At 49.8% G+C, this 25,867-nt stretch carries 23 protein-coding genes and 4 pseudogenes; 6 read left to right on the top strand and 21 right to left on the bottom strand.

Going from position 1 to position 25,867, the window contains the following annotated elements; translation table 11 throughout:
• The first annotated feature begins 36 nt into the window (after positions 1-36).
• The gene (locus tag LOZ86_RS10405) at positions 37-228 is read left to right on the top strand and encodes a YdfD/YebW family protein (RefSeq protein WP_010302631.1); all 192 of its coding nucleotides are present in this window, start codon (positions 37-39) and stop codon (positions 226-228) included.
• Between the two features lie 19 nt (positions 229-247).
• Here the strand turns inward: LOZ86_RS10405 and LOZ86_RS10400 are convergent, their stop codons facing one another.
• Complete coding sequence (locus tag LOZ86_RS10400) at positions 248-943, bottom strand: extensin-like domain-containing protein (RefSeq protein ID WP_039480037.1); 696 nt, start codon at positions 941-943, stop codon at positions 248-250.
• A gap of 39 nt (positions 944-982) precedes the next feature.
• Positions 983-2,050 (bottom strand): annotated as a pseudogene (locus LOZ86_RS10395) (malate/lactate/ureidoglycolate dehydrogenase).
• A gap of 235 nt (positions 2,051-2,285) precedes the next feature.
• Here LOZ86_RS10395 and LOZ86_RS10390 point away from each other — a divergent pair.
• Complete coding sequence (locus LOZ86_RS10390) at positions 2,286-2,768, top strand: cupin domain-containing protein (protein WP_039480033.1); 483 nt, start codon at positions 2,286-2,288, stop codon at positions 2,766-2,768.
• 42 nt (positions 2,769-2,810) lie between these two features.
• Here LOZ86_RS10390 and LOZ86_RS10385 read toward each other — a convergent pair whose 3' ends face one another.
• The 3 genes from LOZ86_RS10385 to LOZ86_RS10375 all read right to left on the bottom strand — a co-directional run bounded on the left by LOZ86_RS10385 (position 2,811) and on the right by LOZ86_RS10375 (position 4,400).
• Positions 2,811-2,957, bottom strand: a complete 147-nt coding sequence (locus tag LOZ86_RS10385) for a hypothetical protein (protein WP_165707433.1) — start codon at positions 2,955-2,957, stop codon at positions 2,811-2,813.
• Between the two features lie 476 nt (positions 2,958-3,433).
• Entirely contained in the window at positions 3,434-3,646 is a 213-nt protein-coding gene (gene cspE / locus LOZ86_RS10380; protein WP_005967874.1) for a transcription antiterminator/RNA stability regulator CspE, read from the bottom strand.
• Between the two features lie 610 nt (positions 3,647-4,256).
• A complete protein-coding gene (locus LOZ86_RS10375) occupies positions 4,257-4,400 on the bottom strand; it encodes a LuxR C-terminal-related transcriptional regulator (protein WP_230243157.1) in 144 nt (47 codons plus the stop codon).
• A gap of 136 nt (positions 4,401-4,536) precedes the next feature.
• Between LOZ86_RS10375 and LOZ86_RS10370 the strand changes: the two are divergent.
• Positions 4,537-5,026: pseudogene (locus LOZ86_RS10370) on the top strand (EscU/YscU/HrcU family type III secretion system export apparatus switch protein); the annotation flags it as partial.
• Between the two features lie 125 nt (positions 5,027-5,151).
• On the opposite strand, the gene LOZ86_RS10365 reads toward LOZ86_RS10370, so the two are convergent.
• Positions 5,152-6,084 carry a LysR family transcriptional regulator gene (locus tag LOZ86_RS10365; protein WP_111778704.1) on the bottom strand — a complete coding sequence of 311 codons (933 nt, stop codon included), beginning with the start codon at positions 6,082-6,084 and terminating at the stop codon, positions 5,152-5,154.
• A gap of 142 nt (positions 6,085-6,226) precedes the next feature.
• On the opposite strand from LOZ86_RS10365, the gene LOZ86_RS10360 reads away from it, so the two are divergent.
• Positions 6,227-7,645 (top strand): M20 family metallopeptidase, encoded by a 1,419-nt coding sequence (locus LOZ86_RS10360; protein ID WP_111778705.1) that lies wholly within the window; start codon positions 6,227-6,229, stop codon positions 7,643-7,645.
• Positions 7,646-7,748: 103 nt separating this feature from the next.
• Here LOZ86_RS10360 and LOZ86_RS10355 read toward each other — a convergent pair whose 3' ends face one another.
• The 7 genes from LOZ86_RS10355 to LOZ86_RS10325 form a co-directional block, all read right to left on the bottom strand.
• A complete protein-coding gene (locus LOZ86_RS10355) occupies positions 7,749-8,036 on the bottom strand; it encodes a helix-turn-helix domain-containing protein (RefSeq protein ID WP_039481503.1) in 288 nt (95 codons plus the stop codon).
• Between the two features lie 67 nt (positions 8,037-8,103).
• Positions 8,104-8,442, bottom strand: coding sequence for a type II toxin-antitoxin system RelE/ParE family toxin (locus LOZ86_RS10350; protein WP_039480026.1), 339 nt, complete (start codon positions 8,440-8,442; stop codon positions 8,104-8,106).
• 87 nt (positions 8,443-8,529) lie between these two features.
• The gene (locus tag LOZ86_RS10345; RefSeq protein ID WP_039480024.1) at positions 8,530-9,354 is read right to left on the bottom strand and encodes a MetQ/NlpA family ABC transporter substrate-binding protein; all 825 of its coding nucleotides are present in this window, start codon (positions 9,352-9,354) and stop codon (positions 8,530-8,532) included.
• A 302-nt stretch (positions 9,355-9,656) separates the two neighbouring features.
• On the bottom strand, positions 9,657-10,769 hold the full coding sequence (menC, locus tag LOZ86_RS10340) for an o-succinylbenzoate synthase (RefSeq protein WP_039480022.1): 1,113 nt from the start codon (positions 10,767-10,769) through the stop codon (positions 9,657-9,659).
• Positions 10,770-10,810: 41 nt separating this feature from the next.
• Entirely contained in the window at positions 10,811-11,470 is a 660-nt protein-coding gene (locus LOZ86_RS10335; protein ID WP_039480020.1) for a methionine ABC transporter permease, read from the bottom strand.
• A complete protein-coding gene (locus LOZ86_RS10330) occupies positions 11,463-12,485 on the bottom strand; it encodes a methionine ABC transporter ATP-binding protein (RefSeq protein ID WP_039480018.1) in 1,023 nt (340 codons plus the stop codon). The genes LOZ86_RS10335 and LOZ86_RS10330 overlap by 8 nt, the downstream gene beginning before the upstream one ends.
• A 461-nt stretch (positions 12,486-12,946) precedes the next feature.
• Positions 12,947-13,909, bottom strand: coding sequence for an N-acetylmuramoyl-L-alanine amidase (locus LOZ86_RS10325; RefSeq protein WP_230243136.1), 963 nt, complete (start codon positions 13,907-13,909; stop codon positions 12,947-12,949).
• A 395-nt stretch (positions 13,910-14,304) separates the two neighbouring features.
• On the opposite strand from LOZ86_RS10325, the gene cls reads away from it, so the two are divergent.
• The gene (gene cls / locus LOZ86_RS10320; RefSeq protein ID WP_111778707.1) at positions 14,305-15,765 is read left to right on the top strand and encodes a cardiolipin synthase; all 1,461 of its coding nucleotides are present in this window, start codon (positions 14,305-14,307) and stop codon (positions 15,763-15,765) included.
• A gap of 55 nt (positions 15,766-15,820) precedes the next feature.
• Positions 15,821-16,144, top strand: a complete 324-nt coding sequence (locus LOZ86_RS10315) for an HI1450 family dsDNA-mimic protein (protein WP_039480014.1) — start codon at positions 15,821-15,823, stop codon at positions 16,142-16,144.
• A gap of 226 nt (positions 16,145-16,370) precedes the next feature.
• Here LOZ86_RS10315 and LOZ86_RS10310 read toward each other — a convergent pair.
• The 8 genes and pseudogenes from LOZ86_RS10310 to oppA (LOZ86_RS10275) form a co-directional block, all read right to left on the bottom strand.
• Positions 16,371-16,871, bottom strand: a pseudogene (locus LOZ86_RS10310) (IS256 family transposase); the annotation flags it as partial.
• A gap of 144 nt (positions 16,872-17,015) precedes the next feature.
• Positions 17,016-17,974 (bottom strand): annotated as a pseudogene (locus LOZ86_RS10305) (IS3 family transposase); the annotation flags it as partial.
• 228 nt (positions 17,975-18,202) lie between these two features.
• Positions 18,203-19,237 carry a murein tripeptide/oligopeptide ABC transporter ATP binding protein OppF gene (gene oppF / locus LOZ86_RS10300; protein WP_039487107.1) on the bottom strand — a complete coding sequence of 345 codons (1,035 nt, stop codon included), beginning with the start codon at positions 19,235-19,237 and terminating at the stop codon, positions 18,203-18,205.
• Positions 19,234-20,229: an ABC transporter ATP-binding protein gene (oppD, locus tag LOZ86_RS10295; RefSeq protein ID WP_039487104.1), complete on the bottom strand. Its 996-nt coding sequence runs from the start codon at positions 20,227-20,229 to the stop codon at positions 19,234-19,236. Before oppD ends, oppF begins: the two co-directional genes overlap by 4 nt.
• An 11-nt stretch (positions 20,230-20,240) precedes the next feature.
• Entirely contained in the window at positions 20,241-21,149 is a 909-nt protein-coding gene (gene oppC / locus LOZ86_RS10290) for an oligopeptide ABC transporter permease OppC (protein ID WP_039514141.1), read from the bottom strand.
• 11 nt (positions 21,150-21,160) lie between these two features.
• On the bottom strand, positions 21,161-22,081 hold the full coding sequence (gene oppB, locus LOZ86_RS10285) for an oligopeptide ABC transporter permease OppB (protein ID WP_039487100.1): 921 nt from the start codon (positions 22,079-22,081) through the stop codon (positions 21,161-21,163).
• A 53-nt stretch (positions 22,082-22,134) separates the two neighbouring features.
• Positions 22,135-23,772: an oligopeptide ABC transporter substrate-binding protein OppA gene (gene oppA / locus LOZ86_RS10280; RefSeq protein WP_010295222.1), complete on the bottom strand. Its 1,638-nt coding sequence runs from the start codon at positions 23,770-23,772 to the stop codon at positions 22,135-22,137.
• Positions 23,773-23,963: 191 nt separating this feature from the next.
• Entirely contained in the window at positions 23,964-25,562 is a 1,599-nt protein-coding gene (gene oppA / locus LOZ86_RS10275; protein WP_230243156.1) for an oligopeptide ABC transporter substrate-binding protein OppA, read from the bottom strand.
• Positions 25,563-25,867 lie beyond the last annotated feature (305 nt).

Below are 25,867 nucleotides of genomic sequence, written 5' to 3'. Positions count from 1 at the left end.
ACAGATAGAGAAAATCGGTAATGTCTGGAGAACGACATGTTTGCGTTAGTGATATTTGTTTGTTATCTCGGGCATGGCTGTGACGATTTGGTCGTCGGTGCCTACAACACCGAAGCACAGTGCCTGCAAGCGATGGATGAACAGCGCCTGCGCCGCGCCGGCTGCTTCCCCATCGAAGAGTATATTGACGGCTTCTGGATCCCCGCTCAGGAATACGCTGACTTTTAGTTTTCCCGCCTGAGTATTTTCATCGACACACGCCAAAACCGCGCATGCCAAAGTGAAAGTGATTAGCGTGTGCGGCGTTATATTCCGGCCCTAGCGCGTTACCGAAAAAGCGACAGCTTTCCCTGAACGTGGTACGCAAATAGCTGCCGCGATCGTCCGTTGCCGACCACTGATTCAGGACGCTAATCTGCCGACCGTCAGAGAGACGAAAAGAGGCAATATCCCACGCGTCTGCCGTCGCATGCTCGCTCAATCGTCCTTCCGGTCGATGGTAGATATTCCGACAGGCGTAGCTACCCATATGGTCGATACGCGTCAGCGACGTGCCAAGAGATTGCGCCTGCGGCACTGCGACCTGTGCCACAAACATGGTGCTACTCAGCGCCAGTGGGCAACTGGCAAGAAAACTGGAACTGAGCGTGACCGAGCCAAAGCCTTGTACCCGCACGGGTGACACGACCGGACATTGCCCACTGATATCATTGGCCTCGGAGAATCGCAGTCGCCCGTTTTCCTGCGCCTGCTTTAATATTGCCAGACAGGCCTCAGGATCGTTGGCGACAGACTTCATTTTCAGCCGAGTAATAAACGTGGGTGGATCATCAACGGACAGTGGAGAGAAAGGATCGTAACCAGGCGGGAGTTGACGCTGGATCCAGGGTGCCAGAGCCACTAAGGCTCCTAATATCGCCACAACGATTACCCATCCCCGCATCCGTTTCGTCTCCCGATTATTGTCTTCTCCTGAATAATACTATGCTATTAACGTGAACTCGGCCGGATTCATCCCCAAAGAAACTCCCGCCTCCACGATTTTCTGCCACTCCTGATCGGACAAATAAATACCGTCAGCGCTACGTTGCGCCTGCGAAATACGTTCTGGTTCACCAGCGATTAAAATAGGCTGTGTCGGATCGGGAGCCGTTGACGTGCGAACGTAATCCAGCATCGCATCATATTCTTTCTGCAACCACGCCATAGAAACCATACTGGCGGGATCGATAACAATCGTCGTCATGTTATTCACTATCGCCCCCTGACGCGCATTTTCCGGTTGAATCGTTCCGCCGCCAGACAACAGCCCAGCCAGCATTTCAGCCGCTAAAATCAACCCGCCGCCTTTATGTTTCGCAATGGGTTTCAAGGCACCGTGCTTTTCACCTTCCCACATGACTTTCGGATCGTTAGTGGAAACGCCGTGGCAATCCAACATGACCTCTTCATCAAACGTTTTGCCCGCCAGATACGCGACGCGGGTTTTCCCCAGCGCAACCACGCTGGTGGCGAAATCCAGCACAAAGGCTGCGTTATGCTCCGTTGGCGGGAACGCAATGCAGATAGGGTTCGTTCCGAAACGGGCTTCACTGCCACACCAAGGAGCCACAATAGGGTCGAGATCGTTAACGTTGACGAAGTGTATCGATACGAGCCCGGCGTCAGCCGCCATTTCCCCCTAGGTGCCGATGCGTCCCAAATGGCAGGTAGACGACAGCGTCATTAAACACACGCCCGTCGTTTTCACCCGATCAATAGCCGCCTGCATCGCTTCTTTGCCCGTACGCTGACCAAAACCGCGATCGCCAGTAAATTGCAGCACCGCACCGCAGTCACGCACTAAGCGCGCGGGCGTATTCGGGTGCATGATGCCTTTCTCGATGAACGCCACATAGTGTGGCAACATCCCCACACCGTGGCTGTCATGCCCTTTAAGGTTAGCGGCCACGAGGTGTTCAGTAACAGTACGAGCTTCGTTTTCTTCACATCCTGCTTTTTGCAATACGCTTTGTATCATCGCCATCAGACGACTGGCTGAAATCTGCATCTCTCTTCCCTTCATTTACTGATTTACGCTTCACCGATTTCATCCTACTGCGGAACTGGAGCGAATAAAATATAAACAAATCAAGCGAGATACCAATCAGTGCGATTGCTTTAACCATCTGGTGAAGGATCTCCCCCAGCAGTACCATCCCCGACGTTGTAAGGCGTACACAGAGACGGCTGACATATATAGGGTTGCCTGCTTATCGGGCATAGATAATATGGACTTTATTTAAATGAAAAAGACATCGCGTTTTCTTCTGGCGCTTGCCGGATTATGGTTTTCCGTTACAGCTTATTCCGCAACGACCTCTTCGACTCAGACAGAGAAAACCCGGATACCGGCCATCAAACTCATCAATACACCAGATAATCACTCGGCCTTCGTCACAGGCAGCGTGCCTGCGCTGGAAAAAATCACTGCACAAAAATTTTGGCTCAGTAATTCCACGGAAGCGTGGGAGATGAACGTTCACACAGCTCCGCGTAAACAATATGTCATCACGCTGAAAGGCACGTTGAAATTTCGGGTTAGCGATGGTTCCACTTTTCTGCTTTCTCCTGGCACCGTCTTGATTGCCGCCGATACGCAGGGAGAAGGACATAGCTGGGAGATGGTTGAAGGAACTGAATGGATCAGGATTTATATTCCGATTGTGGATGATAGTGATTATTTCACCCCCGATGCATCGGTTACCGTCGCGCCTAAAGCGCACTAATTTTTCGCTATATATTGGCGACAGAAGCCTGTCGCCAACCTATTAATCCTTATTCGCATCAAACGGATCATCGACATCATCCTTGCTGTCATCACGTTTGCGCGGAATCTCGCCCTGATCTTTCGGCGCATCTTTTGCTGGATGGTCATTTTCATCCTGATGTTTGGTGCCCGTATTTTTCTCAGTCATCGTTTTCTCCCATTACGTCGTGTTCTATCAATTTAGTCGATAATCTTTAGAATGGGATATGGATCTGTCGATTACGCTTAAATACCATCAGAAAGTATCTATTTTTAGCTTTGATCATCAAATAAATACCGAAAATTCATTTCAGAGAAAAAAGCATTGGCTTACCGTTGAGAAAATAGCCACATTTTCATCGATTGGATCGCGACAAAAGATATTTTTATAATAGAGGGATAATAACTATGTCCGTTCGCTATGCAGTAGCTCATTAAGCCGAACACTTACGGACGATTAGGTATGAAGCAATACGAGTTGCTGAGATCGAAATATAAAAAACGCAGTAAATCACGATGCGATATAAACAAAAACCCCTAGCTTTACGCTAGGGGTTCTGAGTGCTTTTCTTGACCGCTCCGGATTAAACCATCATCGCTATCGCAAGAGAAACATTAGCTCACTTGGCTATCATGGCGCGGCTATTACAGCGCGACAACGTTGCCAGCTGATGGGCCTTTCTGGCCATTTTCAATGGTGAACTCAACCTTTTGGCCTTCGTCCAGAGTTTTGAAATCGTTGCTCTGAATAGCAGAGAAATGTACGAATACATCTTTGCTGCCGTTGTCAGGAGTAATGAAACCAAAACCTTTACCAGCGTCAAACCATTTTACTAAACCAGTCATTTTATTAGACATAGAAATTACCTTAATTTGTATAGCGCCTTCCGGCAAATAGGGCCTGTGCACAGAATTTAATTAGCAACGATAAGGAGGCTCAAAAGAAGGGATATCTATGGATAACACTTTGAAATGAGAACTGCTTTACTAAACTGCTTTTCACGTCTGCGAATCAAACCGACGAGTCATTAACTCATGTATCAATATCTTTAGCAAGCATTTATTTTAAAAAACCTTTATAAAGGCCCACAGAGACGAAATTCATCTCATCTCAACACCTTAATTGGCAAAAATCGGCAACCGGTACACCAGAAAAACAGTGGTCATATGAGATTCCACCTGTACTATTTTATGCGCACATACAAAATGCGGAGTAAGCCAAAGACATGGAAGGCTAGATACATTATTTCTCGTATTGATTTTTTGAAGCAAAAAAGACTGAATACGATTTCTTTAGTCGCCTTAAATTAAATAACCAATTGATATTAAAGATAAAAAACCACGTTTTCACTTGGCGCAGTGTCCACATTACGTGGGTAAGATCACACATCCAGAAAAGCGACCCAATGGCATTCGACATCACTGAGGAAAAACCAAACTCGTTAAACATTCGTAGTGATAATGATTACTAGGGAATGAGCTTCTCACTAACAACATACTTCACAATTTCCACATTGGTACTGAACTGTATTTTCTCCATCGGACGCGCTTTATGAGTGCTGACCGTTTTATTGCTGATAGCCAGCTCATTGGCGATGGCGCTGATGCCCATCCCCTGCGCAAACATAATCATAATTTGGACCATCAGCACATCGTGCGCGGCTCTGTCACCCCCCGTATAATTGGAAAACACCAGCAGCTCGGCAATCGTGTGGTCAAGCAAAGGGTTAAAGCGCTGCTGATGCGCATTGCCCGCACTGGATTTCGGTCTGCAAACGTATTTCTTCCTCAAGCAGCAGCGTATGAGCCACGAGGATTTACGCAACGAGCGTAAGGATTCCGAAGGCGATCCGCATATGAAAGGTCACCGTAAATCGCTGGCACACGAACTGATGAACGAACCTGCCGCCCTGCGCCCCAAAACCAAAATAGAAAACGCTGATATGCTACTGGTACCCGACGCACTATGCGGTGGGTCTTTACTATAGCCTCGGCAAAACGCCGTTACCACGCATCTTGTTTAAGGGGGAAGACAGCACGGTGCGGGAACTTATCGCACAGGCGCAAAAAGCGAACATTCCAGTGATTCGCTTCATCTGGCTGACCCGTACGCTGTATCGCACCTCGCCAGAAGGCCACTACATTCCGCGCGAAACACCTCAGGCCGTAGCGCAAGTGTATCGCGTTCTGCGCCAGCTCGAAGACGAGCAAAAGTGCGACATTACTGAGATGGAGTGAAGGCGAAACAAAGACATAAAATCGCTGGGGAAAGATCGAGATATCCAGAGCGACCACGGGGCGAGGCATCCCTACGGGAACCTCATCCCCGTATTTCTCCTAGCCAGCGATAGCAATAAACAGTATCAAACCGTATCCGTAGCCACCTGACTCAGGTAATACACTTCCCCCTGACGCAGCTCCGCCATCATGAAATCAAGGAAAGCCTGTTGCTGCGGCGCATGCGCTTTGCCTGCCAGCGTTTGGATTTGAAGCGAGCGCTGGTCAAGCTGCTTAATATTCAGCGGTTTCAGGCACATCGGTTGCTGTAAGCACTTGTACATCACGGAATAGAAACTACAGGCGGTGACTGCCCCCGGCGTGCTCATCGCATAGTAATAAAGCGTGGTGAAGTTGTTGCAGCACAGCGTCGGTTCCAGAAAGGTACCGTTCATGCGGCATGATAGGTCAAACAGCTGCCGTAACGTGGTAGAGGATTCCGGCAAGGCCAGCGGGAAAGGATGCAGATCCGCCAGTTGAATAGACTGCTGCGCCAGCGGGTGATCGTCAGACATCAGCAGCATCAGCGGCGCAGGGAGCGCCAGTTCCACATTCACGCCCTGCTCGGGCGCTAGCGCAAACTGGAGCGCAATATCCACTTCGCCATTGCGGATCATCTGGGACACCTGCATCGCCGAGTCCACTTTCAGTGCAAAGGTGGTATCCGGATCATGCTGACGAAAACGCGCAAATAGCGTCGGCAGCAGATCAAACGCCATCCCCTCCGTGCAGCCGATACGCAGCAGCGCCCGGCGGCTGGCTTTCAGCCCCTGAATCTCCGCCACGGCAGCATCCATGTCCATCATGCTCTTGCGCACGTGATTTTCCAGAATGCGTCCGGCATCGTTTAACACCATGCCGCGCGCATGACGCTCGAACAGCGGCACGCCTATGCGTTCTTCCAGCCGCTGGATTTGGCGACTGATCGCAGATACGGCGACAAACAGGTGCTGACTGGCGGCGCTGAGCGAACCGGTGGTGGCAACCACCAGAAAATAACGAATCTCGGAGCTGTGCATGGCGGCGTTCCTTTCAGACATCGCGGGGGATTCGCAGGTTTATATTAAAAGCAAAGCTTAATTGCAATTTTTATTATTGTTGCAAAGCTCATTTTTTCTTTAAATATCGGTAACTTCGACACATTATCCAGCAAGGAAAGGCATGACCAGCGCAGACCTTATTCGTATCGCCTGTGAGCGTTTCGATCGCGGAGAATTTAAACAGACACTGGCCCGGCGTATTGCCCACGCCAGCGAGAGCCAGAAAGCCGGTAACCATCCCGCGCTGAACCGCTATCTGACGGACGAGATCCAGCCCGCCTTGCAGGCGATGAGGTTCAGCGTAAGGCTGATTGCCTCGCCAGATGAGCGTTATCCCCCTTTTCTGCTGGCCGAACGCATTGAAGATCTTAGCCTGCCGACCGTGCTGTCTTACGGCCACGGCGACGTGGTTTTCGGTGATGAAGAAAACTGGCGCGACGGGCTCAAACCGTGGGAGTTGGTGGAAGAAGGTGACCACTGGTACGGACGCGGCAGCGCCGATAACAAAGGTCAGCACAGCATCAACCTGATGGCACTGGAGCAGGTGTTTCAGGCTCGCGGACAGCGTTTAGGCTTCAACTGCAAACTGCTGTTCGAGATGGGTGAAGAAATTGGCTCACCGGGACTAGCTGAGCTGTGCCAACAGCACAAGCAGGCACTGGCGGCCGATATCTTTATCGCCTCCGACGGGCCGCGCCTCAGCGCAGAGCGCCCGACGCTGTTCCTCGGCTCTCGCGGCTGCATCAATTTCCGTTTGCGCATCCAGGCGCGCGATCAGGCATACCACTCTGGCAACTGGGGCGGCCTGCTGAGCAATCCGGGCACTCAGTTGGCGAACGCCGTAGCAAGTCTGGTTGATGGACAAGGACGGATGAAGATCGACGCCCTGCTGCCACCACCGTTAACGCCAGCGCTGCGCGAAATCCTCAGCACAATCGCCCCCGCAGGCAGCGAGGGCGATCCGGCGATTGATGAAAACTGGGGCGAAGACGGTCTCACGCCTGCCGAACGGCTATTTGGCTGGAACACGCTGGAAGTGCTGTCGTTTATTACCGGCAACCCGAGCAAACCGGTGAACGCGATTCCCGCCGACGCGACGGCGATTTGCCAACTGCGCTTTGTGGTCGGCACCGACTGGCAGCATCTGGCGCAACATGTGCGTCAACACCTCGACCAGCACGGCTTTACGCAGGTGGACGTTGAGGTGCTTAACACATCTCCGGCGACGCGCTTTAACCCCGAAGATCCGCTGGTGAACTGGACGCTGGCACTGATGCAGCACATCAGCGGCAAACAGCCCGCGTTGTTACCGAATTTGGGCGGATCGCTACCTAATGACGTTTTCGCCGACATCCTCGGCCTGCCGACGCTGTGGATCCCCCACTCTTATCCGGCATGCGGCCAGCACGCGGTCAACGAACATCTGCTGAAATCTGTCGCCCGCGAAGGGTTAGCGATCATGACCGGTATGTTCTGGGAACTGGGGGAGCAAGGGCATACGCTATTAGAAAAACACTTGGAATATGCGCGTCATGAGTGATGTTTAGAACCTGAGTTCATTGCTATACACAAAAGTGGCCGTATCAAACGGCCACTTTTGTGTATAGCAATGAAACAACCATTTATCTTTCGTAACTGTATCATCAAAGAATAGCATTTAAGCCTTTTCTCTCGATGACCTCCAGTATTCGTAACGCCGCACCCGTTGGTGCACTTACTCCACGTTCCCATTTCTGAACGCTGTTAGCCGACATATTAATGATGCCAGCTAGTTGGCTTTGACTAATTTTTTCACGCTCACGGATGGCCCGCACTCTGCTCGCGTCCATGCTGGCACGTGATTCTGTTTTTTGACTTTCCGCTACCAAGCGATTGATAGCGTCAAGATCGACGTCACTGGCCGTACCTGCGGCATGTTGACGCTGAATCATACTCTGTATATTTAATACAGCGCTTATCAACCATTTATCACCTCAACAAGCTCTTTGTTTTTAAGGTCTATTTCGAGATCGGCAGCTGATTTATTTTTAAACACCGTTGACGCAATTTTAAAAGCCGCCAATACATCATCGGGAATTTCTTTCCCACGCGTTGATACCGTGTTTCTCTCCCATCCATCAAAAAAAAACACCTTACCTTCTCGATGATAAGCCAAGCACCGCCACGTTTACCCAGACTGGTAGCCTCCCGCTTTTTATAAACACCGCCACCGAGGCCTCCTTTATCTGGATGATCAATAATGTCTACCGCAATATCACGTAACTGTTGATCGGTTATGCCTGATTTTCTATGAGATTTATCGTAGTGGCACTCAACAAAAATCCTTTTTTGTCCCATGCTTGCCCCATAAAAATGCCCGACATTACTAGAGTAATAACTACCATAGTAATATCGAGCAATAGCGTCAATTGGTTCGGGAATCGTTTACTCGGATTGCGTGCCTTTCTTCATCCACTCAGGCTTTTGGAACGCGTGGAACATGGAGTTTTTATCCTCAAAGAACGCCGCGAATTCCGAGGATTGAACGGCCGCTTTCAGATCCTGAGCAAACGGTTTGTCGGCATCTTCCGCACGCACAACGATCATGTTTTTCAGATCTTCCGGCAGCACATCCAGTTGAATCGCGTCAGACAGGTTCAGACCCGCAGAAATCGCGAAGTTGGCGTTAATCAGCGAGCCCGTTACGCCACCCAAAGCACGCGGTAGTTGTGCGGCTTCCAGCGGTTTAAAGACCAACCCTTTCGGGTTTTCGGTGATATCACGCAGCGAGGCTTTAGTCGGCGTAATGTCTGGATTGATCTTGATCAGGCCGTATTTTTGCAGGAAATCCAGCGAACGTGCCAGATTGGACGGATCGTTTGGCAGCGTCACGATATCGCCCGCTTTCAGCTCATCCAACAAGCGTACTTTGTTGGAGTAAAAGCCCATGCTGGCTGTCGGTACGGAAATCACTTCTGCCAGTTTCAACCCTTTATCCGCGCTGAAACGATCAAGATAGCGGCGGTTTTGGAACAGGTTGGCGTCGATACTGCTGTTCGACAGCGCCAGATTCGGCTGGATATAGTCGCTGAATTCGCGCACTTTTACCTCGTAGCCTTTTTTCACCATTTCCGGCTTGATCGCTTTCGTGACCATATCGCCATACGGCCCCGGCGAGACGCCGATGGTGATTTCTTTGCCTGAATCTGCTGCGTAGGCCTGAGAGATGCCCAATGCCAGCATGAGTGGAATGAGTTTTTTCAATCGCATCGTCGCGTTCCTGTCTGTCCGAGTTAGTCAGTCTTCGCCGTTTTGCTAACGGCATTCTCGTTATGTTGGGCGTCTGTCGCCACGGTTAAGATCGAGATACCGGGAGCGACCACGGTGCGAGGCATCCCTGAGGGAACCTAATCACCGTGTTTCTCCCTAAATCCATCCTCTTACGCGCGATGCAACATCGCTCATTATTTTTCTCTATTTTTATAACGTTATTCCCTGGTGTTGGATAACGCTTTACTGCTCACATGTTTTACTAAAAAAAGGTTACTAAAAAAGGATTATTTAATAATCAGTTAAAACAAGAAGGTTTCCTGTCCGTAGCAATATTTGTCGTACAGTTCAGGGTTAATCTCGAAGCCGATTCCCGGTTTATTTGGCACTGCGACGCAGCTGTCGTTGTCTAATTCGACAAACGGCAGCATGAAATCTTCATGCCAGTAGCGGGAAGATGGCGGAATATCGTGCGCGTAGATAAAGTTCGACAGCGTAGATACCGCAATGTTGTGTGCTTTACCGACCGCCGTATCCAGCATACCGCCGCACCACACCGGAATATTGTGGGCCTGACAGTAGTCATGAATCAGCTTGGTTTCAGTAATCCCGCCGACACGCGCGACTTTAATATTGATGATTTTGGCGCTGCCCAGCTCGATCGCCTTACGCGCGTCCTCTACCGACGCAATGCTTTCATCCAGACAGATAGGGGTATTCACCGCCGCCTGAAGTTTGCGGTGGTCGATAATGTCGTCGTGCGCCAGCGGCTGCTCGATCATCAACAGGTTGAATTGATCAATACGCTTAAAGAAATCGATATCGTCCAGCGTGTAGGCGGAATTGGCATCCACCATCAGCGTGATATCACCAAATGCCTGACGCAGCGCCAGAATATAGTCGTAATCTTTTCCCGGCTTGATCTTTATTTTGATGCGCTTGTAGCCTTCATTCAGGAAATTATCGACCACGCTGACTAATTTATCGGGCGTTTCCTGAATACCAATACTCACTCCCGCTTCGACTTTATTTCGCACGCCGCCCAGTAATTGATGCAGCGGTACGCCTTTTATCTTCGCGTAAGCATCCCAAATACCGCCTTCGATTGCCGCTTTAGCGCAGTTATTACGCTTTACCGGGGCGAAAATATCGCGCACCTGCGAAGGATGTTCAATATCCCCAGCCTGCTTAATCATCGGGATCAGGAAGTCACGCATAATATGCCAGGCGGTGACGTTGGTTTCTTCGTTATAAAACGGCAGCGAAATTGCCGAGCAATCGCCGTAACCAATCTGTCCGCCAGCGTGGACTTCCGCGATGGAGAAGTGTTTCTCCGTCTGCGTCGCAAAGCTGGTCGTAAATGGCGTTTTCAGCGCCATTTTCATTTTTCTTAATACAATTTTGTCTATTTTCATGACATCTCTCTGCTGCCCTGAATACCCTATTCTGTCGTGGTTTAGCGGCGTTCGCGCTTATTCGCCCGACGCGATAACATATCGCCCAGCGTTTGCACGACCTGCACCAACACCACCAGTGCAATCACGGTCACCACCATCACTTCGGTTTCATAGCGGTAATAGCCAAAGCGGATCGCCAGATCGCCGACACCGCCGCCGCCAACAATCCCGGCCATCGCCGAGTAGCCAATCAGGCTGACCAGCGTGATCGTCAGGCCGCGTAACAATCCAGCCAGCGCTTCCGGCAACAACACAGTCCCGATGATACGCGTTGGGCTGGCACCAAAGGCTTCTGCCGCTTCCACAATGCCCGGATCGACTTCACGCAGCGCGGAATCCACCAGACGCGCATAAAAGGCAATCGCCGCGACCGACATCGGCACCGCCGCCGCAACTGGCCCAATTGTGTTCCCCAGCAGCAGCTGCGTTAATGGCAACAGTAGCACCAGCAGGATCACAAACGGAATCGAGCGGATGATATTCACCAGAATGGTCGAGACCAGATAGACAAAACGGTTCTGCCAGAATAAATGACGATCGGTCACATAAATCGCGATACCTAACGGCAGGCCGAATATCACCGCACAGAGCGTTGAAATACAGACCATCGTGAAGGTTTCACCGAAGGCGAAGATTAATTCACCGATTAAATCAGTCATTGATGACCTCCACCCCAAAGGTATTCTGTCGAATATAAGCAATAGCAGCGGCTAAATTATCCGCCGCCGGATCGTCACGGTATGAAATCTGAGCAATAATATGCCCCAGCGCGCGATCGTTAATGTATTCAATATTGCCGTGCAGAATATTGACCGATACCTGAAACTGCTGCGCCACGTCGGATAATATCGGTTGTTCTACCGAATCATCAGCGAAGAGTATTTTCAGCAAGACGCCTTTATTATTCTGCTTAAAGCGTTCAGGTAATTCGACTGGGTTGGTATGGCTAACCAGCTGTTTGGTGTAGGCGTGCTGCGGTGAGGAGAAGATCGTAAAGACGTCGCCCTCTTCCACAATATTTCCGCCCGTCATCACCGCCATTCGCTGACAAATACTTTTAATCACGCTCATTTCGTGGGAAATAAGCACGATCGTGATACCTAACCGGACATTGATACTTTTCAAGAGCGCCAGAATAGACGCCGACGTTTCCAGATCCAGCGCCGAGGTGGGTTCATCACACAACAGCACTTCGGGATGGTTAGCGATGGCGCGGGCGATGCCCACACGCTGTTTCTGTCCGCCGCTCAGCTGTGCCGGATAGGCAGTCCCTTTGTCCTGCAACCCGACCAGCGCCAAGATTTCCGGCACGCGCGAGGCAATCTCTTCTTTACCCTTCCCCGCAGCACGCAGGCTGAACGCCACGTTGTCATACACGTTGCGGGTATGCATCAGATTAAAATGCTGGAATATCATCCCGATCCGCTGCCGATGCTGCCGCAGTTCGCGGCCGGACGCATCGCTAATCAGCGTATCGCCCAGAAACACGCGCCCTTCAGTTGGGCGCTGCAATAAATTGATCGTCCGCAGCAGCGTACTTTTTCCTGCGCCGCTGGTGCCGACAATCCCAAAAACTTCACCCTGTTGAATGGTCAGGTTGACGTTGTTTACCGCCCTGGACTGTGCTGCTTTACCGGCGAGGAAATCAACGCTCACGTTTTCTAACCGAATCATTACCTGACTCACTCCTGCTGACTGACTATTTTAAGAAATGTATCGTCGGCATAAGCAAACGTATGCCTGTTTGATGTAGGGAAACGCTGATTTCGCATTAACGGGTGTTAAGCCTATTCCACAGAACCGTTTCACTTGTTATGTTGAACAGAAATAGGCTTTTCATCGCATTTTTGCATTGAGGAATAACCGGGCTATTTATGGTTGCCATTTTTGTTATAATTAAATTAATTTCTTATAAATCAATGATATATTAAAAAATATTCGTCTATTTAAATTAGAGAGAAATGAGCTTTGCGTCAATGATAAAAAAAGCAAATCACCTTTCTGTTTTTTAGAAAACAGATTTTTCTATTACATCACCAACATATCACGTTTACCTTTATCCCCTAACTCATCAATAAACGCGCTCCCCTTAAAATTGAGGGGCGCGGGAAAAACCAAATTACCGATAAAATCGCCTATTTATGAAAATATTTCTCTACCAAAGCGTAAAGAATAGCGGCTGTTTCAATATCGATAATCCCACTGTAATCACTCTGCCGAAAATGAAGTTGAAAAGCTCGAATCAGACCTTGTCGCCCTTTGTCTGAATCCGCATCGGTCACATCATAGCCATATTCCTTGAGCTTCAAAATAATTTCACGCTCTGCGGGCAATGCCTGCTGAAATTGTGATTCATATTTTTCTTTGGTGCGTTGGTCAAACCACGCACCAATCCCACTAGCATAAAGTTCTTCCCATGGGAAAGCGGCTCCGGGATCGTTCTTACGGCCAGGCGCAATATCCGAATGACCGACGATATTGACAGGTGTAATATCTGGATAGCGTTGGATAATATTTAAAGCTAGCGCTTTTACGGTGTTTACCTGAACCGCATTGAATGCAGGATAGGTAATATTCCCATGACCATCATCAGATGCTAAATTAACTATCTCAATACCAATTGATGTGTCATTTATATTTGTACGGTTAGCCCATGAGCTGTTCCCTGCATGCCACGCTCTTTCTTTTTCATCCACCAAATTAAAAACGCGCATATTGTTGAAACCCGCATCAATATAAGACTGTTCGGTCGGGTCTGGAACAAGGTAATGTGCGCTAACGCTGTTGCCTGTCAACGCATTGACCGAGTCCTTAAAATTTAAGGCCGTGTAATGCATGACGATAAAGCGAATGCGGGAATTGAAGCTTTTCACAGATCGATATGCGTTATACTCTATTTTTAACGGTTGAACTGAGAGTTCATCATCATCGACGGTTTGTCGAACATGGTCCAATTGGCTTGTTACGATATTCCCTTCAAGATTACCCGCACCATGTTTAGGTAAAGTATTCATACAGTTTTCATTCACTTCTCTTTCATTAATATTGCTCTTATTATTTTTATATGAATTATTAGCGTTGATTTTATTTATTTCCATTATATCGTCCTTTCTTCGTATTTCTTAATGTATAGCCCTCTTGGTAGAAAAACGAAATCTGCCAGAGGAAAATAAATTGCAGGAATAGGCGTTAATCGATCGTTGTGCAAACATGCCTTTTTATGTCTTTATTCTCATTATAGAGAGAAGAAATCAGATGGCATGGCCGTCAATGATACTGGGCTGTCTAACCATTAGTGCCTTGCAAGCGGATTAAGCACACAACAAATGTGTGATTGATAGGCGTCGCTTCAATTTCCCCAGCCGGCTCGACGTAGCATCCCACCAACGTTTTACTGCGGTAAGCGCTATATTCAGAGGAAAGGCATTTCCCCTTTTATAAATCTATGCGTACACTTTGTTAATTCCTTGCAGAAGAGAACGATGCTGCTTTTATGTCGACATTTTATACCGTAATAAGTTGGTTACTGGTTTTTAGCTACTGGTTGCTGATTGCAAGTGTGACCTTACGTATTCTGATGAAACGTCGGGCGGTGCCTTCTGCGATGGCCTGGCTGCTGGTGATTTATATTCTGCCACTTGTCGGTATTGTCGCTTATCTTTCGTTTGGCGAACTCCATCTGGGAAAACGTCGAGCTGAACGCGCCAGTAAAATGTGGCCATCAACGGCAAAATGGCTCCGCGAATTGAAGGAGTATCGCCGCATTTTCGCGACGGAAAACAGCGAAGTCGCCAGCGCATTATTTCAGCTTTGTGAACGCCGGCAGGGAGTGGGCGGTGTCAAAGGCAACCAATTGCAGCTGATAACCACGTTTGATGACACCATTAAAGCGTTGGTGCGTGATATTGAACTCGCACGTAATAACATCGAGATGGTGTTCTATATCTGGCAACCCGGCGGACTGGTCGAGCAAGTCACTTCTTCCCTGATCGCGGCGGCACGACGCGGCGTACATTGCCGCATTCTGCTGGACTCCGCTGGCAGCGTACAATTTTTCCGCCAACATCATCCCGAACTGATGCGCACCGCCGGGATCGAAGTGGTCGAAGCCCTGAAAGTCAATCTGTTTCGTGCTTTCCTGCGCCGCATGGATTTGCGACAACACCGTAAAATCATCCTGATCGACAACCGTATTGCCTATACCGGTAGCATGAATATGGTCGACCCGCGTTTCTTCAAACAAGGTGCCGGCGTCGGGCAATGGATTGACCTGATGGCACGTATTGAAGGCCCGGTAGCGACTACGCTGGGGATTATTTACTGCTGCGACTGGGAAATGGAGACGGGAAAACGCCTGCTTCCGCCGCCGCCGGATGTGAACGTCATGCCGTTCGAGCAGGAGAGCGGCCACACCATTCAGGTGATTGCTTCCGGCCCCGGTTACCCGGAAGAGATGATTCATCAAGCGCTGCTTACATCCGTCTATTCGGCACGTAAGCAGTTGATCATGACGACCCCCTACTTCGTGCCCAGCGACGATCTGCTACATGCCATCTGTACCGCCGCCCAGCGCGGTGTTGATGTCAGCATTATTGTTCCACACAAAAACGACTCCGTACTGGTCGGCTGGGCCAGTCGTGCATTCTTCACAGAACTGCTTGCCGCAGGTGTGAAGATTTATCAGTTTAAGGATGGACTGCTGCACACCAAAAGCGTACTGGTTGATGGACAGCTCAGTCTGGTCGGCACGGTGAATCTGGATATGCGCAGCCTGTGGCTGAATTTTGAAATTACGCTGGTGATTGACGATGCCGGCTTCGGCAGCGATTTAGCCTGCGTACAGGAAGACTATATCGCCCGTTCACGCCTGTTAAACGCGACGCAGTGGCAAAACCGCCCTTACTGGCAACGCATCGTCGAGAGGCTGTTCTACTTTTTCAGCCCTCTGCTATAAATACGCGTTTTCCCGTGTTCTAATAAGGCTATTGGGAATTAACAGGAATGACGTTATGGATTTGAATAATCGCCTGACCGAAGACGAAGCATTGGAACAGGCCTACGATATCTTTTTGGAACTCGCGGCTGATAATCTCGATCCAGCAGATATTCTGCTGTTCAACCTTCAATTCGAAGAGCGAGGCGGTGCAGAGTTGTTCGATCCCGCTGAAGACTGGGTCGAGCACGTTGATTTCGATCTGAATCCTGACTTTTTTGCCGAAGTCGTCATTGGGCTGGCCGAAGAAGACGGTGAACAGATCACGGATATTTTTGCCCGCGTGCTGATTTGCCGGGAAAAAGATCACAAGCTTTGCCACATCCTGTGGAAAGAATAATTCATTTCGCCTCAATGCAAAGCCTCTAAAATACGGGTAATTCTATTTACGAAACGAAAACGGTGATAATGGAATAGAAGGGTAAAGCGTCCGCGACAGGGACAAAAGCGTTTCTAACGCTTTTGAACGTCGCTTACGACGGCCCTGAAAGGGTGAATCTCAGTAATGAGATTCATATTTGCGCAGCTCGAGAGCCTGTCAGTAATTCTGTGTAACTGCCCAGTCGTTAAAGGTGATCGCTCAGGCGGTCACCGAACTCGATAATAAAACGACTCATCGCCAGTCGCCAGTTCTGGATCGGCATACTCCATTTTTTCGACGCATCCCTGATCGCCAGATAAATCACTTTCCGTACCGAGTCATCTGTCGGGAACACTTTACGTTTCTTTATCGCCTGACGGATTACGCTGTTCAGCGATTCGATAGCGTTTGTGGTGTAGATGGCCTTGCGGATATCCGGTGGATAGTTGAAGAACGTATTCAGGTTTTCCCAGTGCGCACGCCAGCTTTTGCTGATTTGCGGGTATTTGTCGTCCCAGACTTTCGCGAACGCATCCAGCGCCATCAGTGCCGCCTCTTCGGTCGGGGCCTGATAAACCGCCTTCAGCCCGCTGGTGACCGCTTTGTAGTCCTCCCAGGATACGTATTTCAGGTTGTTACGCACCATATGGATGATGAACAGCTGGATATGGGTCTGGGGGTAGACGCTGTTTATCGCATCCGGGAAAACTGATTGAGGTCGGCTTCGGTTTTAAGACCTTTAGCCAGTTCAGCCGCGAGGGCTTTGAGTTTCTTTTCGTCCATAATTGCCTGTCTCCTTTGCTGGAGTGAACATATCAAAAACAGGCAATTACACAATTTTAATTACAGTCTCTGCCAGCCAGTCATAACGCACCGTCCGGTTATATCGTTCAATATAGGCATTCTGCTGAGGTTTGCCGGGCTGAATAAAACGAAGGGTTATATTCTGATGAACCGCCCACGACATCAGCATCTTCCCCGTATATTCTGGCCCGTTATCACACCGTATTGCCGTCAGTTTTCCTTTCCACTCAATACGTTGTTCCAGCGTTCTGATTACCCGACTGGCGGGCAGGGAAAAATCCACCTCAATTGCCAGTGCTTCACGATTAAAGTCATCAATAACATTCAGCAAACGGACTGAACGACCATCCGATAGCTGATCATGTATGACGTCCATCGACCAGCATTCGTTTCTGTTTTCAGGCACCGCCAGCGGTTCAGGTTTATCCCGTTTCAGTCGTTTTTTCGGCTTGATTCGCATGTTCAGCGACAACTCGCAATAAATCCGGTACACCCTTTTGTGGTTGAACCTGAAGCCTTTGACATTACGCAGGTACAAAAAACACAGACCAAATCCCCAGTTGCGCTGACTGTCAGTGATGCGGAGCAGCCAGTCAGCAATGAGGTCATTTTCTTCATTCAGATGAGGCTGATAGCGATAACAGCTTTCGCTGACAACAAACAACTGGCAGGCAAAACGCACACTGACGTTTCGGTTTCTGACCGCGTCCTGTGCCATCTGCTTTCGACACGATGGCATCACCACTTTTTTGCCATGGCCTCCTGAATGATTTCGGCTTTGAGCCGTTCTTCAGCATACATTTTTTTGAGGCGACGGTTTTCGTCTTCCAGTTCTTTCAGACGGGTCATCATGGAGGCGTCCATACCGCCAAAGCGAGAACGCCACTTATAGAAACTGGCATTGCTCATACCATGCTCGCGGCACAGTTCGGCCACAGGTGTTCCGGCCTCGGCTTGCTTCAGGATGGACATGATCTGGCTGTCAGTAAAACGTGATTTTTTCATAGAGATCTCCCCAGTTCAGATTACGAGAAAATTCTACTTATAAACACACCGCTTTTTCGGGGGGATTACCAAACGAGGTTGATGGCCTGAGAGATACGCATAAAAAAATCCGGAAATGAAGAACATTTCCGGATTCTTACACAGCTATTGGCTCGTTCAACTGATCCTTAACTGATCAGCATTACTCCCGCAGGAGACGCCTTTTTTACATCGATAGCCGATAACCGATTACTGTGCTTCGGCTTCTGCCACCGGTAATAACGCCTGCGGATCGACCTTCAGACACGAAACGGCGTGCGTAAAGCTCCCTTCCAGCAATGGCCGGGTTTTCGAGCACTCAGGGCCGACAATCGGGCAACGCGTGCAGAACACACAGCCCGATGGCGGATTGATTGGCGAAGGCAAATCCCCTTCCAGCAGCTGTATCTTCTTGTTCCGCTCCTGATCGGGATCGGGCGTCGGCACAGCGGACATCAGCGCGCGGGTATACGGGTGCTGCGGGTTTTTATAGACCTGATCGTACGTTCCCAGTTCTACCGCATGACCCAGATACATCACCAACACGCGATCGGAGATGTGTTTCACGACCGATAAGTCATGAGCGATGAAAATCAGTGACAGACGCATTTCGCGCTGTAGCTGACGCAGCAGGTTAACCACCTGTGCCTGAATCGACACGTCCAGCGCGGAAACCGGCTCATCACAGATAATCAGCTTCGGTTCCAGAATCAACGCGCGCGCGATGCCGATACGCTGACACTGCCCGCCAGAGAATTCATGCGGATAGCGGTTGATCAGGTTTGGCAGCAGCCCAACCTTCAGCATCATCGCTTTCACACGATCTTTTACCGTCTGTCGATCCAGCTCTGGGTGATAAACCTTTAACGGCTCGGCAATAATTTCGCCGATGGTCATACGCGGATTCAGTGATGCCAGCGGATCTTGGAATATCATCTGAATATCGCTACGCGCGGCACGCCATTGAGCAGCGCTCATACCCAGCAAGTCTTTGCCCAGCCAGGTGACGCGTCCGTCGGTCGCTTTTACCAGACCGATAATCGCACGCGCCAGCGTGGATTTGCCGCAGCCGGATTCCCCCACCACGCCCAGCGTTTCGCCTTCATATAAACGTAGCGTCACACCATCAACGGCTTTCAGTTTTTTCGGCGGCTGCCAGAACCACTGCTTATCATCTCTGACATCAAAGTGGACTTTCAGATCGTCCACTTCTAACAACACCTTTTTTTCGTCCGCGTTGTTCATACCACCTCCTCAATCGCTCTAAAGCAGGCGCGCAAGCGGCCATCACCAAAAGATTCCAGCGCCGGTGCGCTATGGCAGACATCCATTGAATACGGGCAGCGTGGTTGGAACGGACAGCCTTTCGGCAAACGTAATAAGTTAGGCGGATTGCCCGGAATGGTTGCCAGCACGTCATCTTCCGCATCCAGACGCGGCACGGCGTTGAGCAGGCCAACAGAATACGGGTGGCTCGGATGATAAAAGACGTCGCGTGCAGCGCCGTATTCCATGGTACGTCCGGCGTACATCACCAGCACTTTGTCACAAATACCCGCCACCACACCCAGGTCGTGGGTGATCATGATGATGGATGTATTGAACTCACGTTTCAGCTCGTTCAGCAGCGTCATAATCTGTGCCTGAACTGTCACATCCAGCGCTGTTGTCGGTTCATCAGCAATCAGCAGCTTCGGACGACACAGCAGCGCCATTGCGATCATCACGCGCTGACGCATCCCACCGGAAAACTCATGCGGATACATCTTCATACGCTTGCGCGCTTCCGGCATTTTGACCGCATCCAGCATTTTGACGGATTCTTCAAACGCTTCGCTTTTGCTCAAACGTTTGTGCAGCATCAGCACTTCCATCAGCTGTTCGCCGACGCGCATGTAAGGGTTCAGCGAGGTCATCGGGTCCTGGAAAATCATACTGATTTCTTCAGCGCGCAGCTTATTCAGCTGGCTTTCAGGCAAATTGAGAATCTCTTTGCCACGAAAACGTGCCGAGCCGCCAATACGACCATTGCGAGCCAGCAGCCCCATCAACGCAAACGCCGTTTGTGATTTACCGGAACCGGACTCACCAACAATCCCCAGCGTTTCACCGGCGTTAAGCGTGAAGTTCAGGTCGTTAACCGCCGTCACGTCGCCATCCTGCGTTTTGAACGTTACCCGGAGATCCTGAACATGTAGCAGCGCGTCGTGCGCGCCAGTTAATTCAATCTTGCTCATGTCGATATTCCTCAGCGATCTTTCGGGTCGAGGGCATCACGCAGGCCATCGCCGATAAAGTTAAAACAAAACAACGTCACAACCAGAAACGCCGCCGGATAGAACAGTAACCACGGCGACACTTCCATTGAGTTCGCACCATCATTCAGCAAGGCGCCCCAGCTGCTTAACGGTTCCTGCGTTCCCAGACCCAGGAAGCTCAGGAAGGATTCGAACAGGATCATGCTTGGCACCAGCAGAGAGGCGTAAACGACCACTACGCCCAGCACGTTAGGCACAATGTGGCGCAGCACGATACCGCGCGTGGAGACACCGGAAACCATCGCTGCTTCAATGAACTCTTTACGTTTCAGGCTCAGCGTCTGGCCGCGCACGATACGCGCCATATCCAGCCAGGACACCATGCCGATAGCCACGAAGATCAACAGCATGTTCTGCCCGAAGAACGTCACAAGCAGAATAACGAAGAACATGAACGGGAATGAGTTGAGGATTTCCAGCAGACGCATCATCACTGAATCCACTTTCCCGCCCAGATAGCCGGACATCGCGCCGTACAGCGTTCCGACGATCACCGCAACCAGCGCCGCCGCGACGCCAACCATCAGCGAGACGCGGCCCCCGATGGCAACACGGACCAGCAGATCACGACCGGAGGAATCCGTACCAAAATAGTGTCCAGACGTCATATCCGGCGCGGCTGACATCATTCCCCAATCTGTATCCGCGTAGTCAAATGCAGACAGCATCGGGGCGAAAATCACGAACACGGTAATCACGGCCAAAACAAGCAGACTGGCCAGCGCCGCACGGTTGTGGATAAAGCGCAGACGCGCATCCTGCCACAAACTGCGTCCTTCAATCTCAGACTGCTCGGTGAAGTTCTCTAACGCTTCAACGTTTTTTCGATTCCAAAACATAACGCCCCCAATTAATAGCGAATTTTCGGATCGATAACAGCGTAGAGCACGTCAATGATCGCATTAAATAAAATAGTTAAGCCGCCAACCAGAATCGTCAGGCTCAGTACCAGTGAATAGTCGCGGTTCAGTGCACCGTTTACGAACAGTTGCCCAATACCGGGTAAACCAAAAATGGTTTCAACAACCATCGAACCGGTAATAATCCCCACAAACGCCGGCCCCATATAAGAGAGCACGGGCAGCAGCGCAGGTTTTAACGCATGGCGCAGGACGATGCGGCGCATCGGTAACCCTTTAGCGCGCGCGGTGCGAATAAAGTTAGAGTGTAAAACCTCGATCATCGATCCTCGGGTAATACGCGCGATGCTGGCGATATAAGACAGAGACAGTGCCACCATCGGTAAAATCATGTATTTGGGTGCCCCACCGTTCCACCCACCGCCGGGTAGCCACCGCAGCGTAATGGCGAAAACCAGCACCAGCAACGGCGCGACGACAAAGCTGGGTATCACCACCCCCGTCATGGCAAAGCCCATCACGGTATAGTCCCATTTCGTATTCTGATTCAGCGCGGCGATCACACCGGCACTCACACCAAAAACAACGGCCAGAACGAATGCCGCAGCCCCCAGTTTTGCAGAAACAGGGAAAGACGTCGCGACCAGATCGTTCACGGAATAGTCTTTGTATTTAAAAGAAGGACCGAAATCACCCTGCACCAATTGCAGCAAGTAGTTGCCGTATTGCGTCATAATGGGGTCGTTCAGATGGTATTTGGCTTCAATATTCGCCATCACTTCCGGCGGTAAATTACGTTCACCGGTAAAAGGGCTGCCGGGTGCCAATCGCATCATGAAAAACGAGATGGTGATCAGGATAAATAGCGTTGGAATCGCCTCTAAACAGCGGCGAAGAATAAATTTTAACATTGCTCGTACCTATAAAAGGCTGGCAGCACAGCAGCGTGCGCCAGCCATTATTATTAGTGCTTGATGATATAAAGATCTTTCACGTAAACATTATCCTGCGGATCGTTGCCCGTTAATCCACCCACATAAGGTTTCACCAGTCGGGTATTCGCATAGTAATAGACCGGTATGGTGACAGCGTCTTTATCCAGCTGCGATTCCGCCTGCTGGTAAACCGCAGCGCGCTCCTCATCGGTTTTCACCTGCAAGGATTTCGCCACCAGTGCATCAAACTCTTTGCTCTTATAGTGCGAGGTATTACTGCTACTGTCAGACAGCATGCTGTTCAGGAAGGTTGAAGGTTCGTTATAGTCGGCACACCATCCGGCGCGTGCAACATCATAGGTCCCCTGATGACGCGTGCTGAGGAAGGTTTTCCATTCCTGATTTTCCAGCTTAACGTCCACACCGATATTCTGTTTCCAGATAGAAGCCGCCGCGATCGCCATTTTCTTATGCAGATCGGAGGTGTTATACAGCAGGTTCAGCGTCAGCGGTTTGTCCGCGGTATAACCCGCTTCTGCCAGCAGTTTTTTCGCTTCTTCATTACGTTTCGCCTGTGGCCAAGTGAACCACTCTGGAACTGACGCTTTCAGGCCATCGATATACGGTGGAACAAAGCCATAGGCAGGAATATCGCCCTGATTCTTCACCTTGTTGGTCAGAATATCCTGGCTCAGGCCCAGACGCAGCGCCGTACGCACCCGTACATCGTTAAACGGCGGCTTCTGGTTGTTAACTTCGTAGTAATAGGTACACAGGTACGGGTTAACCTTCACTTCATCCGGGATTTCTTTCTTCAGCTTTTGGAAGAGTTCGATTGGCAGGTTGTTGTATGTCATGTCGATTTCACCGCTGCGGTAGCGGTTAACGTCCGTCACTTCAGACGCAATCGGCAGATACGTCACCTGATTAATCACGGTGTGGGCGTTATCCCAATATTGCGGGTTACGCTCCAGCACCATTTTTTCGTTTACGACCCAGCTTTTCAGCTTGTAGGCACCGTTGCCGACCCAGTTTTGCGGCTGCGTCCATTTTTCACCGAATTTTTCAACAACGGCTTTATTGATTGGGGACATCGCAACGTAAACAGGCAGCTTATAGAAGTAAGGCACCGCTTCAGAAAGCGTCACCTCAAAGGTATGATCGTCGATCGCTTTCACGCCCAGCGTATCTGGGGATTTTTTGCCAGCGATGATGTCATCGATATTCAGCAGATGACCATATTGCAGATAGCTAGCGTAAGGCGATGCTGTCTTTGGATCGGCCAGACGCTGCCAGCTATAGACGAAATCTTGTGCAGTAACCGGCTCACCGTTGGACCATTTGGCATCTTTACGCAGGTGGAACGTCCACACTTTAAAATCTTTGTTATCCCAGCTTTCTGCTACGCCGGGACTGGTTTTACCGTTAACGTCGGAAATAACCAACCCTTCCAGCAGATCGCGCGACACGTTGGATTCCGGTACGCCTTCGATTTTATGCGGGTCAAGGGAGGAAACTTCAGCACCGTTGTTACGGACCAACTCCTGTTTTTCTGCTAACTGAACGCCTGCGGGAACGGTCGCGGCGAAGGCAGAAACAGCCATCGTGCTACTTAATGCCGCGATAATAGCGGCAGCTACTCTTTTTTTAGTTGTGATGTGTGTCATTATTTTCTCCTGTAATGTTGTCGTGCAAGTTATCCCAGCACGATTCCTGAATTAGAGCCCGGTGAGAAAAAGATTAATCGATTCGACTCACGACCCATTCCCACATGGCAGGAATGGGTAACCAGAGATTAAACACCAAATTAATCACTGCTTGCTCACTTCATTTGCATCAAACCGTAAACAGCCGCGGATTAATGCTTAATGATATAGAGATCCTTCACCCGTATATTATCCAACGGATCCTTGCCAGTGATGCCACCGACATAAGGTTTGATCAGTCTAGCGTTCGCGTAATAATAGACCGGTACAATCGCGGCATCTTTATCCAACTGCGATTCTGCCTGCTGATAAACTTGCGCACGTTCGTCGTCCGTTTTCGCCTGAACCGCCTGCTCCATCAGTTTGTCGAACGCCGCGCTCTTATAATGCGCCGTGTTGTTGCTACTGTCTGACAGCATGCTGTTCAGGAACGATGTCGGTTCGTTATAGTCCGCACACCATCCGGCACGCGCAACGTCATAATTGCCCTGATGACGCGTGCTGAGATAAGTTTTCCACTCTTGGTTTTCCAACTTCGCGTCAACGCCCAGATTCTGTCTCCAGATAGAAGCCGCCGCGATCGCCATCTTTTTATGCAGATCTGACGAGTTATAGAGCAAATTAAATGTCAGCGGTTTCTCTGCGGTATAACCCGCTTCCGCCAGCAGTCTTTTTGCTTCTTCATTACGTTTCGCCTGTGGCCAGGTAAACCACTCTGGCGTATGCGCTTTCAAGCCGTCCGTAAACGGAGGAATATAGCCATAGGCAGGAATATCGCCCTGATTTTTCACTTTATTGGTCAATATGTCTTGATCAAGCCCCATGCGCAGAGCCGTACGTACCCGGACATCGTTAAATGGCGGTTTCTGATTATTGATTTCGTAATAATACGTGCAGAGGTAGGGATTGACGTTAACTTCTTGTGGGATTTCTTTTTTCAGCTTCTGAAATAGCTCGATGGGTAATTTATTATTGGTGACATCAATCTCACCCGCACGGTAGCGGTTGACATCCGTCACTTCAGAAGCAATCGGCAGATAGGTGACCTGATTAATCACGGTCTTGGCGTTATCCCAATATTGGGTATTACGCTCTAGCACAAGCCGCTCATTCACGACCCAAGATTTAAGGCGGTAGGCGCCATTCCCTACCCAGTTTTCCGGCTGGGTCCATTTATCACCAAATTTCTCCACCGTAGCTTTATTTACAGGCGACAGGGATGAGTGATTCAGTAATTTATAAAAGTAAGGGATCGGTTCGCTTAATGTGACTTCCAGCGTATGGTCGTCGAGGGCTTTTACACCCAACGTATCGGGAGATTTCTTGCTGGCGATAATGTCATCGATATTCAGCAGATGACCATATTGCAAATAGCTGGCGTAAGGAGAAACGGTTTTCGGATCGGCCAGACGCTGCCAGCTATAAACGAAATCTTGTGCGGTAATCGGTTCGCCATTAGACCATTTGGCATCTTTACGTAAATGGAACGTCCAGACTTTAAAATCGCTGCTTTCCCACTTCTCAGCGACGCCAGGAATCGGGTGTCCATCAGGATCGGAAATCACCAACCCTTCATATAAATCGCGCGCGACGTTGGATTCCGGCACACCTTCTATTTTATGCGGATCCAGTGATGACACCTCAGCGCCATTGTTTCTCACCAGAACCTGCTCTTTCGCCAGCTCAACACCGGCAGGTACATTAGCAGCCTGAACATTCACGCATGACGCCATCACTGCTGCGGCAATCATACTGGTAACAAAGCATCGTTTTGTTTTGCGAATTTTCACTTTATAAACGCCCCTGTCTTGATACAACGCCATACCGGACCCTATGTATAAAAATCGCCGTCACATAGAGCAGAAAAGATCGCCTATTATCCAAATAAATCATAAAATTAATTTATGGGTGAATAACGAATAGCAGGTCGATACTCGAAGCTATCAAAAGCAGACACATTCGCCAATATGTTTACATTGATGTTGCTTAATTTTCTTTACTACAGCCCAGTGAACATTTTATTTCAATCGTTCGAAATAATAACTAACTACATGAT

It is taken from the genome of Pectobacterium parvum (genome assembly GCF_020971565.1).
In the GTDB taxonomy this organism is placed as follows: Bacteria; Pseudomonadota; Gammaproteobacteria; order Enterobacterales; family Enterobacteriaceae; genus Pectobacterium; species Pectobacterium polare.
This window is presented reverse-complemented; position numbering and strand designations above follow the sequence as displayed.

Bases quoted from the DNA above. Each gene is read 5' to 3' on its own strand.
- LOZ86_RS10405 (WP_010302631.1), top strand. From the start codon at position 37: ATGTTTGCGTTAGTGATATTTGTTTGTTATCTCGGGCATGGCTGTGAC.
- LOZ86_RS10400 (WP_039480037.1), bottom strand. From the start codon at position 943: ATGCGGGGATGGGTAATCGTTGTGGCGATATTAGGAGCCTTAGTGGCT.
- LOZ86_RS10390 (WP_039480033.1), top strand. From the start codon at position 2,286: ATGAAAAAGACATCGCGTTTTCTTCTGGCGCTTGCCGGATTATGGTTT.
- LOZ86_RS10385 (WP_165707433.1), bottom strand. From the start codon at position 2,957: ATGACTGAGAAAAATACGGGCACCAAACATCAGGATGAAAATGACCAT.
- cspE (WP_005967874.1), bottom strand. From the start codon at position 3,646: ATGTCTAATAAAATGACTGGTTTAGTAAAATGGTTTGACGCTGGTAAA.
- LOZ86_RS10375 (WP_230243157.1), bottom strand. From the start codon at position 4,400: ATGGGCATCAGCGCCATCGCCAATGAGCTGGCTATCAGCAATAAAACG.
- LOZ86_RS10365 (WP_111778704.1), bottom strand. From the start codon at position 6,084: ATGCACAGCTCCGAGATTCGTTATTTTCTGGTGGTTGCCACCACCGGT.
- LOZ86_RS10360 (WP_111778705.1), top strand. From the start codon at position 6,227: ATGACCAGCGCAGACCTTATTCGTATCGCCTGTGAGCGTTTCGATCGC.
- LOZ86_RS10355 (WP_039481503.1), bottom strand. From the start codon at position 8,036: ATGATTCAGCGTCAACATGCCGCAGGTACGGCCAGTGACGTCGATCTT.
- LOZ86_RS10350 (WP_039480026.1), bottom strand. From the start codon at position 8,442: ATGGGACAAAAAAGGATTTTTGTTGAGTGCCACTACGATAAATCTCAT.
- LOZ86_RS10345 (WP_039480024.1), bottom strand. From the start codon at position 9,354: ATGCGATTGAAAAAACTCATTCCACTCATGCTGGCATTGGGCATCTCT.
- menC (WP_039480022.1), bottom strand. From the start codon at position 10,769: ATGAAAATAGACAAAATTGTATTAAGAAAAATGAAAATGGCGCTGAAA.
- LOZ86_RS10335 (WP_039480020.1), bottom strand. From the start codon at position 11,470: ATGACTGATTTAATCGGTGAATTAATCTTCGCCTTCGGTGAAACCTTC.
- LOZ86_RS10330 (WP_039480018.1), bottom strand. From the start codon at position 12,485: ATGATTCGGTTAGAAAACGTGAGCGTTGATTTCCTCGCCGGTAAAGCA.
- LOZ86_RS10325 (WP_230243136.1), bottom strand. From the start codon at position 13,909: ATGGAAATAAATAAAATCAACGCTAATAATTCATATAAAAATAATAAG.
- cls (WP_111778707.1), top strand. From the start codon at position 14,305: ATGTCGACATTTTATACCGTAATAAGTTGGTTACTGGTTTTTAGCTAC.
- LOZ86_RS10315 (WP_039480014.1), top strand. From the start codon at position 15,821: ATGGATTTGAATAATCGCCTGACCGAAGACGAAGCATTGGAACAGGCC.
- oppF (WP_039487107.1), bottom strand. From the start codon at position 19,237: ATGAACAACGCGGACGAAAAAAAGGTGTTGTTAGAAGTGGACGATCTG.
- oppD (WP_039487104.1), bottom strand. From the start codon at position 20,229: ATGAGCAAGATTGAATTAACTGGCGCGCACGACGCGCTGCTACATGTT.
- oppC (WP_039514141.1), bottom strand. From the start codon at position 21,149: ATGTTTTGGAATCGAAAAAACGTTGAAGCGTTAGAGAACTTCACCGAG.
- oppB (WP_039487100.1), bottom strand. From the start codon at position 22,081: ATGTTAAAATTTATTCTTCGCCGCTGTTTAGAGGCGATTCCAACGCTA.
- oppA (WP_010295222.1), bottom strand. From the start codon at position 23,772: ATGACACACATCACAACTAAAAAAAGAGTAGCTGCCGCTATTATCGCG.
- oppA (WP_230243156.1), bottom strand. From the start codon at position 25,562: ATGATTGCCGCAGCAGTGATGGCGTCATGCGTGAATGTTCAGGCTGCT.